Origin of the sequence: uncultured Tessaracoccus sp. (assembly GCF_947255005.1) — a bacterium.
Classification (GTDB): domain Bacteria; phylum Actinomycetota; class Actinomycetes; order Propionibacteriales; family Propionibacteriaceae; genus Arachnia.
The window spans coordinates 53,651-65,983 of record NZ_CAMYFI010000001.1 but is presented as its reverse complement, the minus strand read 5'-3'; the positions used below and the strand labels follow the sequence as shown (position 1 = coordinate 65,983).

Here is a 12,333-nt window from a genome sequence, read left to right as displayed (position 1 = left end):
CTATCCGATAGCGAGGATAAATCAGAACTTCGACTGGATGTTCTTGACCATCGTCTGCCACGCGGCCTTAGCGTCGGGCGACTTCTGATCGATGATCTGAATCTGGGTGTTGCCCCAGAACTCCCACACGGCGTTCATCTCAGGGATGGTCGGCATGGGCTGGCCATCCTTGGCGGCGTCGTTGAAGCCAGACATCAGTTCATCGTCGATAGCGTCCGCGGATTCCTTGAGTGCGGGCACACGTCCGCCGAGCTCGTAGAGCTTGTCCTGGGCCTGCTTGGAACCGAGGAAATCGATGAATTGGTTCGCGACGAGGGCATTCTTGCTCTTCGCAGAGACGTAGACCACCTGCACACCGACGAACGGAGCCGACGGCTTGCCTCCGGCCGACGGCACGGGGAGCACGGAGATGTCCATGCCAGCCTTCGTGAACTCCGCGGTGTTCCACGGACCGGTGATCATGTACGGGCTCTTGCCATCGAGGAAGAGCTGCTTGGCCTGCTCGCCGCCGATGTCGCCGGACAGGATGCCTTCCTTGCCAAGTATCTGGATGTATTCGGCGAAGGCCTCACCTTCAGGGCCGGCCATGCCCAACTCAGTGGTGTATTCGTTGTCCTTCATCTGGAACACAGGGGCACCAAACGAGGTCTGGATGGGGTACATGTGGTACGGGTCACCCTGCTCGCCCTGCTGCACCAGCAGCGGGTACTTCGAGCCGTTGCTCTTGCCCTGCTCGATGAGCTTGTCGAGCGTGTCTGGGGTGTCCTTCGCCAGCTTGTTGTTGCGCACCAGCGCGATGTTCTCGAGCGCGTAGGGCATGCCCCACACCTTGCCGTCCTGGGTGACGGCCTGCACAGCGACCGGGTTGAACGCGGCTGCCTTCGATGCGAATTCGATGGGCGAGATCACGCCGTTTTGCACGAGGTTGCCGAGCCCATCGTGGGCGGTAACGATGAGGTCTGGGCCCTGACCCGAGCCCGCCTGAGCAATGAAGTCGTTGGCGATATCACCCGTCGGCTTCTGAACGACGTCGAGTGTCACGCCGGAGCTTTCCTTGAACTGGGCACCCAGCTCCTTGAAGGCGTCGATGCGCGTTTCGTCTGCCCAGATCGTGAGGGAACCGGCCTGCTTGGGCTGTTCGCTCTTCGCGTTTTCCGAGGGTTTGGCTTCGCCACCACCCGAGCCCCCACATGCCGTCAAGGCGAGAGCGGCGGCTGCGGCGATAGTGATCAAGCGCTTGTGCATGAGATCAATCTCCTTTGATTCCGACATTTCCGAGAACTGCACTCGCTGCAATCCTCAGTTGGAGGACATTCAAGCACTGCCGCGAGCCAATTGCAAGCCCTTTTGGAAATGTTACGAAACCTTTACATCCTGTTGCAAAGGTATCTTGAGGGCAGTAACGTGACCTGAATCAATGGTCCCGGAGGTACAACGATGATCACGACGACCCTGGCCGACATCGCTGCGGCCGCTGGAGTATCCACAGCGACAGTCTCGCGCGTCATGAACCAAAAACCCGGTGTGAAAGACACCACCCGTGACGTGGTGCTGCGCGCACTCGAAGCTGCGGGCTATGAAGCCCCCACCAAGGTTGCCTCTCGCGTCGTCGCCATTCTTGTACCCGAGCTCTCCAACCCCGTCTTTCCGCAGTACGCGCAAGAACTGAGCCTCGTCCTCTACGACGCCGGATACTCGGCCATCGTGTGCCCCGTGAGCCAGGGTGGATACAGCGAGATGCAGTACCTCGACACGCTACGCACCTCCGAGATCTCAGGCATCATCTCCGTCTCCGGCGCTTCGGCCGACTCCCTCGCATCGAAGGCGCCCTACCACATGCTCACCGACGATCACGTCCCTGCCGTCTACATCAACGGCTCGAACGACGACATCGCCGCGCCCTTCTTTTGCGCCGACGATCACGCCGGCATCGAGCTCGCCGTCGAACACCTACGTGGGCTTGGTCATGAACGCATCGGGCTCGCCGTCGGCCAGCCCCGCTACATGCCTACCACCCGCAAGGCAGAGGCCTTCTTGGCGCTCGGATTCGAGGAAGTCGACATCGAGTACACCGAGTACACCGCGGACGGCGGTGGCCGCGCCGGCAGACGTCTGCTAGCCAGCGACCACACGGCCATCATCTGTGGCTCCGACGTGATGGCGCTCGGCCTCGTCCGGGAAGCATCCCGCCAGGGCCTCCACGTTCCCGCCGATTACAGCGTCATTGGCTACGATGATTCACCCGTCATGCACCTCACCAACCTCACCACCGTGCGCCAACCTGTGAACACCATCAGCGAGGCCGCCGTCGGGGCGCTCCTCACGATGCTGCGCGGCGAACACGTGGCCGCCGACGAGCAGCTGTTCGCACCAGATCTGACCATTCGAGACACGACAGGAGCACCATGACAACCACTTCGTGGTGGCGCGACGCCGTCATCTACCAGATCTACCCCCGCTCGTTCGCCGACGCGAACGGCGACGGGTACGGCGATCTCGCGGGCATCATCTCGCGACTCGACCACATCCGCGACCTCGGCGTCGACGCCATCTGGTGCTCGCCGTTCTACCGCTCCCCCATGAAAGACGCCGGCTACGATGTCGCCGACTACCTGACGATCGACCCGATGTTCGGTGATCTCGACGACGCCCGCCGGCTGATCGACGAGTGCCACCAGCGCGGGCTGCGGCTGATCGTCGACCTCGTTCCCAACCACACCAGCGCCGACCACGAATGGTTCCAGGCGGCGCTCGCCTCCGCCCCAGGTTCGCCAGAACGGGCGATGTACCACTTCGCAGATGGCCGCGGAGAGAATGGGGAGCAGCCGCCGAACAACTGGACCTCCATCTTCGGCGGCAACGCCTGGACACGCCTCCACGACGCCAACGGCAACCCCGAACAGTGGTACCTCCACCTATTCGACACCACACAACCCGACCTCGACTGGGACAACGAGCGCGTGCGCGAGGGCTTCGATCACATCCTGCGGTTCTGGCTCGACCTCGGCGTCGACGGGTTCCGCGTCGACGTGGCGCACTCCCTGGTGAAGGCCCCCGGACTTCCCGACGACGACGCCGACTACCGGATGATCTCAGGCGGCCAGGGCCCCATGTGGGATCAAGACGGCGTGCACGAGGTGTATCGGCGATGGCGGGCGATCCTCAACTCGTACGAGGGCGAGCGCATCCTCGTCGCAGAAGCTTGGGTGGATGACCCCGACCGGCTGGCGCTATACCTGCGCGACGACGAGATGCACACCGCGTTCAACTTCGGGTTCCTCACCTGCGAGTGGGATGCTGAGCACTATCGCGAGCAGATCGAGACATCGCTGGCCGCGGATGCCAAGGTGGGCGCACCCACGACGTGGGTGCTGTCGAACCACGACACCATGCGGCACACCTCCCGGCTCGGACGCGAGGACGAACCGGGCGTCCACAAGGAGTTTCTCGGACCCGGCGATCCGCAACCCGACGAGGAGCTCGGCCTTCGCCGCGCCCGCGCGGCGACGATGCTCGAGCTGGCGCTGCCCGGTTCGGCCTACCTCTACCAGGGTGAGGAGCTGGGCCTGCCCGACCACACGACCCTTCCCCACGAGTACCGCCAGGACCCTGCCTGGTTCCAGTCCAACCACGAGGAGCTCGGCCGCGACGGGTGCCGCATCCCGCTGCCCTGGAACGCCGAGGCGCCGGGCATGGGTTTCTCCCCCACCGGCAAGACGTGGCTGCCCCAGCCCGAGCATTACGCGCACTATGCGGTGGCCCAGCAGCGCGGGGTCGCGGGCTCCACGCTGGAGTTGTACCGTCGGCTTCTGCGCCTGCGCAAGGAGCTAGGGCTCGGCGCAGGCACCCTGACATGGCTCGAAGCCCCCGAGGGCGTGCTGATGTTCGACAACGCTGGTGTGCAGGTGATCGTCAACGTCTCGGGTCGCCCCGTGCCCGTGCCTGCTGGGCGGGAGGTCCTCGTCGCAAGCCACCCCGTCGAAGGCGAGATCCCGGCCAACACCACGGCTTGGCTGCGCTGACCCGTCGATGTTGACCGTTATCCTCCACACCTGACGATTTCTACCGAAATTAGGGGGCCAACCGCTCCTCGTGGAGGATAACGGTCATCTCTTCTGACTGAGCGCCTGGCGGATTTGCGGCACGAGGTCGTCGATCGTCTCCCACGTGAACCGCAGCACCTGCCATCCGGCCAGGGTGAGCAGGTTCTGCTTCACTCGATCGCGCACGAATGTTGCGCGCTCTTTGTGGAATTCATAGCCGTCGAGCTCCGCGACGAGCTTGCTGCCGCCGAACAGCAGGTCGGCGGGAAAGACCATGCCGCCCACCTGCACGGTAGCGTTCGCTTTCCAACCCGTGATGCGGGCACGTCGCAGCATCGTGTGGGCGAGCCGCTCGAACTCCGACCACGGCACGTCCCTGGATTCCCACAAGATGCGCCTGGCAAGGCGATTTCCCGCGTGCCCCGGCACATGGCTCAGTGCCAGGTGCATGTCAGCGACGGTGGCCACGCCGCGCCGCAGTGCCTCGTCGACGGCGTTGCCACCCATGCTCTTCACCAGCTGCACCGCCGACAGCGCAGGGGCCGCGACCTTGTAGTCGTCGTGCCAGATCATGACGTCGGGGTCGAGCGACGCGCGCCGCACCGTGAGCCACGGCACCGGAGATTCTTTACGCGCGCCCCACAGCTCGATGTCGTCGATGGGCAGGTCGTCCCACCACGTCACGCGAGCGGCGGAGGCACCGACGAGAGCGTGGTCGGGCGCCCATGCCATCGCGGCGAGCACGCGGGTCTCCCACGTGTCGGGCACGTTGGGGTGGGCGTAGACGCCAGGTAGCGGCGACCACGCTTTGCCGCGGCGCCGCATGGAGCGCAGGGCGTTGGCGAGGTGCGGGTGGTCTCTGACAGCGATGATGGGCTGGTTTGCGAAAAAGTCCATGCAACAGGATTGGTAACCAGCACCCCTCCACGCCCGTTTTCCACAGGGGAAATTTCGGGGGAAGGCCGAAAAGTTGACCGTTATCCTCCGCGAGAAGCTTCTGGCCCCCTCATTTCGGGGATTTTCTGCAGGCGTGGAGGATAACGGTCAACTGCTCTGGCGACGATCAGCGCGGGCGGATCGAGAAGGCGTAGTCCGCGGTCGTTTCCGACGTGATCATCGGCGGGTGCAGGTCGCGCATGCGGAATCGCTGCCTGCGCCGGATGAGCAGCACCGACGCGGTCACCGCCAGCGCCAGCACCCCGGCCAACACTCCGACGCACGTCCAATACGTGGCCATCGACCCCCCGGAGATCGTCACTCTAAAGGCCGTCACGCTGTACCACATGGGCGAGATGGGAGCCAGGTATTGGAACAGCGGCGGCAACATCTGCACCGGGAAGGTGCCGCCGCTGGACGGAATCTGGATGATGAGCCACACCAGGAACAGCGCGGTCTGGGGTGACCCCAAGATCACCCGGAACATGTATGCCAGCGACAGGAATGACAACGACGAGACCGTCAACAGCAGGAAGAACAGCAGCGGGTGCACGGGGTTCAGGCCGAGGAAGAACCACAAGCCGAATCCCATGAGCCAGGAAGCCGCGAGGCCGATGGCTGCGATCGGCCCGAGCCCAGTTGCCGCGATGCGCAGCGGGTTGCCTCGCCCGGTGAGCGCGCGGCCGGAGATCGTGCGCACGACGAGGAATCCGGAGATGCACAAAATCCACAGACCGATCGAGGCGAACAGAGGCGCCAGGCCGCGTCCGTAGTTCTCGGCGTCGTGATCGACGATTTGTTTCAGATCCACTGGGGAGCTCATCACGACGGCCAGGTTCTCTTGCTCGGAATCGCTCAGTTGCGGCAGGCGCCGGGCGCCGTCATCAAGCCCGGTACGAAGCTTGTGAGCGCCATCGGAGAGCTGCGGGACCGCGGTGTTGAGCTGACCCACACCGTCAGTGAGTCGCACCACGCCGTCGACGACTTCGGGGATCGAGTCAGTGATCGAACGCGCCTGTGCACCGACGCTGCGCAGGGCGTCGCGGCCGTCTTGGAGGCCCTTATCGACGGTGCCCGCACCGGCCCGCATGGCCGCGACCCCATCATCGACACTGCCCGCCTGCTTCCGCGCGTTGTCGAGCGACGTTTTTGCGTTGCGGGCCGCATTCTCCAGGCCGCTTGTGTCGAGCTGGAGGTTGATACCTGCCGTGAGCGTGGCAGCCTGGTCGAGCTTCGATGTGAGCGTCACGTGCGAGTTCCGCGCCCCATCGAGCTCGCGCGTGAGCGCGATGAAATCCTTGTCCTTGGCGAGTTCGGGGTATTTCGCGCCGAGGCTGCTGGAGTGCGTGCGCGCCCGGTCGACGTGACGGTTCAGGTCGACGACGAGCCCGCCGCCGTCGCTGTTGATCTCGCCCTGCACGTTGACCAGCTGGCCCGCCTGATCCCGCACCTTCGGCAATTGCCCGAGCGCGTGGTTGATGAGCGGGTCGACCTGCGCAGCAGCGGCCTGGAGGCTCCCGGACACCGCCACCCCCGCATCCGCGACGGTGCTCGCCCCCGAGCGCATCTGCGCGGCTCCCTTGGCCATCTCGTCCACCGACGCGCTCACACCGTCGAGCCCCTGCTCTATGGCATTGGCGGTGTCGACAAGGCCGTCGGTTTTGCTGGAGGCTTCGAGGAGTTTCTCGTGCATCTGGGCGACGCCATCCTTCACCTGGCTGAGCCCGTCGTCGAGCTGCCCTGCCCCGTCTGCGGCGTCCAGCATTCCCTGCCGGATCTCCTCCAGCGAACCGAACAGTGCCCGGAAATAGGCGTCGGAGACGGTGGAGTCGAGGGTCTTCGCGAGCGTGTCCTCGGCTTTACCTGTGAGCGAGCCGATGATGAACCCGTTGGCGTCGTCGCGATGCATGGTGATCACGGCACGTTTCGGATCGTAGTTGCCGGCGCTCACGAGGTTCGACGAGAAATCCTCGGGCACCGTGATGACCATGTAGTACTCGCCTTCGCGCAGCCCTTCTCGCGCCTCCTCCTCGGAGTCTAAGAACTGCCAGTCGAATACAGGACGGTCGCGCAGCGCCTCGACGAATTGGCCGCCGCCGTCGATTTCCATGCCCTCGAATTTCGTGGGTTTGTCGTTGTTGACTACGGCAACCTTGATCTCGTCGATGTTGTCGTAGAGGTTCCAGTTGGCACCCAGATAGATGACGCCATAGAGCAGCGGCAGCAGCAGCACGAAGATGAGCGCGAGGCGGGGAACGCCCTTGAAGCGTCGGAATTCATAGCGCACGAAGTGGGTGATCGACCTCATACCTCAGCCTCCTCGTCATCGCCGTCGTCTTCGGTTGGCGTGTCATTGTCATCGGGCACCGAATCTTCGATGGGGCCCGCGTTGCGAATGCTTGCCACCACCACGTCGGGATCAATCTCGAAGGGCTCGGCCTTCGACAAACCGACGATGGCGAGCCCCTCGTCGATAGGCCTCGACGATTTCTTCTTCTGCGACGGCAGTGTCACCTCGACGGCGCCCGCGGGCGCTGTGCCTCGGTCGAGGGTGGCGGCGATCAGCACCGCGTCGTCGAGGGACAGCATCCTCGAAATGAGCTCGAACATCAGCGGCTGCTGTTCGTGCGGCACCAGCACGTCCGCATCGTCGAGCACCACGACCTTCGACGGCCGGAGCATGACGAGCCCCACCGACGCGATGGTGCGCTCGAGCGGGGTGAAGTCGGCCATCTCGGTGGTGCGGTCGAGTCGGAACCCGACGAGCCGCTCCAACTGATCTGCGCGGGCGACCCCGTCGTGGACGGAAATGCCTTCGAGAAAGCAGCGCTCAAACAGGGACTCGCGCAGCGTCAGGCGGTCTTCTGGCGCGACGTAGTCGCCCAGCCGTGCGACGCCGGTGAGGGCCATAGCACGACGGGGGTTGGCGATGGCGTCGATCCCGTCGATGGTGAGGCTGCCGGTGGCGGCGCGCAGCCTGGCCGCCAACGCGAGTAGCAGCGACGATTTGCCGCTGCCCTGCTCACCGTGCACCACACAGATCTGGCGAGCGTCGAGGGTGAGGTCGAGTGGGCCGAAAATGCGCCCACGAGGGCCTTCGGCTTCCAGGTTCTTGGCTTCGAGCACGGCGTTCATGCGAGCAGTCCTTTCAGGCATCGGGCCAACGCTTCGCGCGCCAGGGAAAACGATACGACGGCGGGCGCCGCCACACATTCCATCGTCAACGAAGTGAGCATGGTGAGTGCGCCGAAGGCGATGTTTCGACGCCGCTCCTCACTGTATCCGCTCGTCAGGGGATGGCCTGCGAGCACATCCTCAACCATAGCCATGCGCCGCTCCAGCAGTGTGGCGTATCCCTCGCGCACCCCGTCAGCATGAACAGCAAGCAGACGAAATTCGGCAAGCGTGCGCTGGTGGATCACGGCATCGGGGATCTGTTCCACTAATACTTCCGCCAGGCGTTCCGCGATGAGCTCCAACTCGTCGACGCCCTCGATAGCAGCGCTGAGGCGGGGCTGCAGGTTCTGCACCGACGCCATAATCCACCGCTCACAGGTGGCGACGTACAGTTCGGGTTTGGATTTGAAGTTCGAGTACACCGCGCCCTTGGTGAATCCGGCGCGCTCCGCAATTTGGTTGAGGCTCGCCCGCTGATAGCCCTGTTCGGAGAATACTGCTTCTGCGGAGCGCAGCAGCTCATGCTGCACCTCGCTGCGGGTAGGCCTGGTGACCATGAGCACTCCAATACCGTCGGTTTTACATACCCAGGGTATTGACTTCTCGGCTCTCTTCCAAACCGCCAAATGGAGCCTGGACCACCCCGATTACCCAGACACATCTCTTTGGGGGATAATTGGGATTGGCAATGATCGCCGCACACCCCATTTGCATCGGTGGTGTACACATTGGCCTAACGTCTCGTTCACGCAGCGCGGCAGAGAACGACACACAATTCACAGCAGAAGGGAGAAGGCAATGACTGAGATGATCGTCACCGTCGGATCGACCATTGGGCTGCACGCACGCCCGGCTCGCATCATTGCCCAGGCTGCCCAGACACTCGACGCTTCCGTCATCTTGACCCACAACGGCCAGTCCGTCGTTGCGAGTTCCCCGCTCATGATCATGTCGCTCGGCGCAGAGCACGGTGCAGCGGTGACGGTCATGAGCGAGGACGAGTCTGCGGCGAGGGCAATCGCCGAACTCATTGAGCAAGACTTGGACACGAGGCAACGCCCGCTCGCGTCCAAGTCGCCACTGGCTCAGTAGTGTTCGAAGCGATCCGCGGAGTCGAGGTCGCTTTCAATCGCGGCGATGAGTTCGGGCGTGAGCTTGGGCATCGTCTGAGTTTCCGGCCCCTGATTCGACAGCTGGGCCGGGTTCATCATGGCGTCCACCTGCGCTTCGTCGAGCAGCCCGCGCTGCACGACGAGTTCCCTCACGGTACCTTCGCCCCGTAGCGCGGCCTTCGCGACGTCGGCAGCGGCTTGGTAGCCGATGGCGGGCGACAGCGCAGTCACGACGCCCACGGAGTTCTTGACCATCTCCGCCAGGTGCTCCTCGTTGGCGGTGATGCCGTCGACGCAATTGATGCGTAGCGTCCGGATAGCCCGGCGCAGCCACGTCGTGTTCTGCAAAATGACGTGCGCCATCACGGGTTCGAAGGCGTTGAGCTGCAGCTGCCCAGCCTCGGAGGCCATCGCCACCGTCACATCCGAGCCCGCGACGACGTACGCCACCTGCGATACCGCCTCCGGGATCACCGGGTTGACCTTGCCTGGCATGATCGACGAACCAGCCTGACGGGCGGGTAGATTGATCTCACCCAAGCCTGCCTGCGGGCCGGAAGAGAGCAGACGGAGGTCGTTGCAGATCTTGCTGACCTTCATGGCGGCGCGCTTCACCACCGCCGACGTGGACATGAACACGCCGGTGTCGCTCGTCGCCTCAATGAGGTCACGCGCGGTGGACAGGCCAGCTTCGCCCGTGATGGCGCGCAGGTGTTGCATCACCGCGGGGGCGTAATCGACGTGCGCGTTGATGCCGGTGCCAATCGCCGTCGCGCCGAGATTAAGGCTGAACAGCAGCGGAAGGAGACCTTGGAGACGCTCGATGTCCTGGGCGAGGGTGGTGGAAAACCCGTGAAATTCCTGCCCGAGAGTCATGGGCACGGCGTCTTGCAGCTGGGTGCGCCCCACCTTCAGCACATGGCGAAACTCGCGGCCCTTCAGATGGAACGAGTACTGCAGCAGCTGCACTTCCGCGATGAGTTTCTTGATGGCCGCCGCGATGGCGAGCTTCACCGCCGACGGGTACGAGTCGTTGGTGGACTGCGCGCGGTTCACGTGATCGATGGGATGGATGAACGCGTAGTCACCCTTGGGGTGGCCAGCGATCTCCAACGCCCGGTTTGCGATCACCTCGTTCACGTTCATATTCGTGCTGGTGCCGGCCCCACCCTGAATGACCCCGACGACGAACTGGTCTTGCAGGCGTCCGTCGATGATGTCTTGGCAGGCTTGGTCGATGTAGCCGGCGCGTTCGTCGTCGAGTTCACCGAGGTCGGCGTTGGCGCGTGCCGCGGCCTGTTTCACCTGCGCGAAGGCACGGATGAGGTCGGGATACACGCCGATCGCGCGCTTGCTGATGGGGAAATTTTCGACGGCCCTGGCGGTGTGCACGCCCCAGTAGACGTCGGAAGGAATCTCCAGCTCGCCGAGCGAGTCGCGTTCGATGCGGCTCATGCCTGGACCTCCGCGAGGTTGGCCAGGAGCTGCGCCTCAGCGTGGCAGGCTTTGCCGAAGTCGTCGAGGCCGAGCGACTCGTTGATGCCGTGCATCCGTGAGTACGGGTCGACGACTGCGGTGACGAGCACGAGCGCGTCCGGGTTGCGGCTGGAGAAGTCGGCAACGATCGGGATGGATCCGCCGCAGCCCATTTCGACGGGCTCCTTGCCGAAGGCTTCCCGGAAGGCCGCGACGGCAGCCTGGGCGCGATCGTCGGTGAGTTCGAGGAAGCTGCCGGAACCGCCGCGCCCGGCTTCCACCTCCACGTGCGCGCCCCACGGCGCGTGCTCGAGGAGGTGTTTCTTCAGCGCTTCGCTGGCGTGTTCCGGGTCGTCGGTGGGCGCAATCCGCACGCTCACGACGGCGCGCGCGCTCGCAACAAGCACGTTCGACACGTCTTTGACCGGGGTGGCGTCGATGGCGAGCACGGAGGCCGTCGGCTTGGTCCACAGGCGCGCGGCGGCAGGCCCGTCGCCGATGAGTTCGACGCCGTCGAGCAGGCCGGTCTCCTCGCGCAGGCGTTCGTCGGAGTAGTCGACGGCCACGTCGTCGGAGCTCACCAGACCCTCAATCGCGACGTTGCCTCGCTCGTCGTGGAGCGTTGCCATGAGGCGGCACAGCGCGGTGAGCGCGTCGGGAACCACACCGCCGTAGGCGCCGGAGTGCATCGGGGTCTCGAGTGTCTTCACCGTGACGGTGGCGTCGACGAGGCCGCGCAGCATGGTGGTGAGCGACGGCGTTCCCACCTCCCAGTTGGTGGCGTCCGCGATCACGAACACGTCGGCGCTGGTTTCGTCGGGGTACTTATCGAGGATGGCGGACATCGTCGGGGAGCCCTGCTCCTCCTCTCCCTCGATGAGCAGCTTGACTCCCACCGGCGGCTTGCCGTCGAAGGCGCGCAGCGCGGCCAGGTGCACGGCCACGCCGCCCTTGTCGTCGGCGGTGCCTCGGCCAAACAATCGCCCGTCGCGCTCGGTGGCCTCGAACGGGTTCGAGCTCCACTGCGCGACATCGCCGGTGGGCTGGACGTCGTAGTGGGAGTAGAGCAGCACCGTGGGCTGGCCTTCGGGGGCCGGGAAGTGCGCGTAGACGGCGGGTTTGCCACCCGCTTCCAGGAAGCGAACCTCAGCGGCTCCGGCCTCACGGATGAGTCGAGCCACTTCTTCACTAGCGGCTACCACGTCGTCGTGATGCTCGGGCAGGGAAGAGATGGAAGGGATAGCGACGAGACGCTTGAGGTCGTCAAGAACGCCGGGCAGGACACGTGCAGATGCTTCGGAGATGTTCACCTCTCGCAGCCTAGTGCCCTCAGCCGAACAACGGGGCTCCGACGTGCAATCTGCGCGCAGACCGGCCCTCCGCGAGAGGTACTGACATCGATTCGCAACAAGCCCACGCTAGGTGAACAACGGAAGTACACATCGCTGCTGGACACCCGTTTGCACTTGTCATCCCTGTGTTCCCAAGTTTCCAATTGTTCACCAAATGGTCATCTGTTGTGCGGGCATTGGTTGATTGCGGGCGATGGGATGGAGGGGACCTCAACGAGATGTTGTTCCCAACATCCG

General features: G+C 64.2%; 10 protein-coding genes. 3 read left to right on the top strand and 7 right to left on the bottom strand.

What is annotated here, in order from left to right:
- Nucleotides 1–21: 21 nt before the first annotated feature.
- Nucleotides 22–1,245, bottom strand: a complete 1,224-nt coding sequence (locus tag Q0X61_RS00280) for a maltose ABC transporter substrate-binding protein (protein ID WP_297739073.1) — start codon at nt 1,243–1,245, stop codon at nt 22–24.
- Nucleotides 1,246–1,437: 192 nt separating this feature from the next.
- Here Q0X61_RS00280 and Q0X61_RS00275 point away from each other — a divergent pair, with 192 nt between their 5' ends.
- Together Q0X61_RS00275 and Q0X61_RS00270 are read left to right on the top strand one after the other, a co-directional pair.
- Nucleotides 1,438–2,409, top strand: coding sequence for a LacI family DNA-binding transcriptional regulator (locus Q0X61_RS00275; RefSeq protein ID WP_297739070.1), 972 nt, complete (start codon nt 1,438–1,440; stop codon nt 2,407–2,409).
- Nucleotides 2,406–4,022, top strand: a complete 1,617-nt coding sequence (locus Q0X61_RS00270; protein ID WP_297739067.1) for a glycoside hydrolase family 13 protein — start codon at nt 2,406–2,408, stop codon at nt 4,020–4,022. The genes Q0X61_RS00275 and Q0X61_RS00270 overlap by 4 nt, the downstream gene beginning before the upstream one ends.
- An 84-nt stretch (nt 4,023–4,106) precedes the next feature.
- Here Q0X61_RS00270 and Q0X61_RS00265 read toward each other — a convergent pair whose 3' ends face one another.
- The 4 genes from Q0X61_RS00265 to Q0X61_RS00250 form a co-directional block, all read right to left on the bottom strand.
- Nucleotides 4,107–4,940: an endonuclease domain-containing protein gene (locus tag Q0X61_RS00265; protein WP_297739064.1), complete on the bottom strand. Its 834-nt coding sequence runs from the start codon at nt 4,938–4,940 to the stop codon at nt 4,107–4,109.
- Between the two features lie 166 nt (nt 4,941–5,106).
- On the bottom strand, nt 5,107–7,287 hold the full coding sequence (locus Q0X61_RS00260; protein ID WP_297739061.1) for a YhgE/Pip domain-containing protein: 2,181 nt from the start codon (nt 7,285–7,287) through the stop codon (nt 5,107–5,109).
- Nucleotides 7,284–8,114, bottom strand: coding sequence for an ATP-binding cassette domain-containing protein (locus tag Q0X61_RS00255; protein ID WP_297739059.1), 831 nt, complete (start codon nt 8,112–8,114; stop codon nt 7,284–7,286). The genes Q0X61_RS00260 and Q0X61_RS00255 overlap by 4 nt, the downstream gene beginning before the upstream one ends.
- Nucleotides 8,111–8,713 (bottom strand): TetR/AcrR family transcriptional regulator, encoded by a 603-nt coding sequence (locus tag Q0X61_RS00250; protein WP_297739056.1) that lies wholly within the window; start codon nt 8,711–8,713, stop codon nt 8,111–8,113. The genes Q0X61_RS00255 and Q0X61_RS00250 overlap by 4 nt, the downstream gene beginning before the upstream one ends.
- 241 nt (nt 8,714–8,954) lie before the next feature.
- Here Q0X61_RS00250 and Q0X61_RS00245 point away from each other — a divergent pair, with 241 nt between their 5' ends.
- A complete protein-coding gene (locus Q0X61_RS00245) occupies nt 8,955–9,248 on the top strand; it encodes an HPr family phosphocarrier protein (RefSeq protein WP_297739054.1) in 294 nt (97 codons plus the stop codon).
- Here the strand turns inward: Q0X61_RS00245 and Q0X61_RS00240 are convergent.
- Nucleotides 9,242–10,723 carry an aspartate ammonia-lyase gene (locus tag Q0X61_RS00240; protein WP_297739052.1) on the bottom strand — a complete coding sequence of 494 codons (1,482 nt, stop codon included), beginning with the start codon at nt 10,721–10,723 and terminating at the stop codon, nt 9,242–9,244. The genes Q0X61_RS00245 and Q0X61_RS00240 overlap by 7 nt on opposite strands.
- Nucleotides 10,720–12,054 (bottom strand): dipeptidase, encoded by a 1,335-nt coding sequence (locus Q0X61_RS00235; RefSeq protein WP_297739051.1) that lies wholly within the window; start codon nt 12,052–12,054, stop codon nt 10,720–10,722. The genes Q0X61_RS00240 and Q0X61_RS00235 overlap by 4 nt, the downstream gene beginning before the upstream one ends.
- Between the last annotated feature and the right edge of the window lie 279 nt (nt 12,055–12,333).

Bases quoted from the DNA above. Each gene is read 5' to 3' on its own strand.
- Q0X61_RS00260 (WP_297739061.1), bottom strand. From the start codon at position 7,287: ATGAGGTCGATCACCCACTTCGTGCGCTATGAATTCCGACGCTTCAAG.
- Q0X61_RS00240 (WP_297739052.1), bottom strand. From the start codon at position 10,723: ATGAGCCGCATCGAACGCGACTCGCTCGGCGAGCTGGAGATTCCTTCC.
- Q0X61_RS00280 (WP_297739073.1), bottom strand. From the start codon at position 1,245: ATGCACAAGCGCTTGATCACTATCGCCGCAGCCGCCGCTCTCGCCTTG.
- Q0X61_RS00275 (WP_297739070.1), top strand. From the start codon at position 1,438: ATGATCACGACGACCCTGGCCGACATCGCTGCGGCCGCTGGAGTATCC.
- Q0X61_RS00270 (WP_297739067.1), top strand. From the start codon at position 2,406: ATGACAACCACTTCGTGGTGGCGCGACGCCGTCATCTACCAGATCTAC.
- Q0X61_RS00265 (WP_297739064.1), bottom strand. From the start codon at position 4,940: ATGGACTTTTTCGCAAACCAGCCCATCATCGCTGTCAGAGACCACCCG.
- Q0X61_RS00245 (WP_297739054.1), top strand. From the start codon at position 8,955: ATGACTGAGATGATCGTCACCGTCGGATCGACCATTGGGCTGCACGCA.
- Q0X61_RS00255 (WP_297739059.1), bottom strand. From the start codon at position 8,114: ATGAACGCCGTGCTCGAAGCCAAGAACCTGGAAGCCGAAGGCCCTCGT.
- Q0X61_RS00250 (WP_297739056.1), bottom strand. From the start codon at position 8,713: ATGGTCACCAGGCCTACCCGCAGCGAGGTGCAGCATGAGCTGCTGCGC.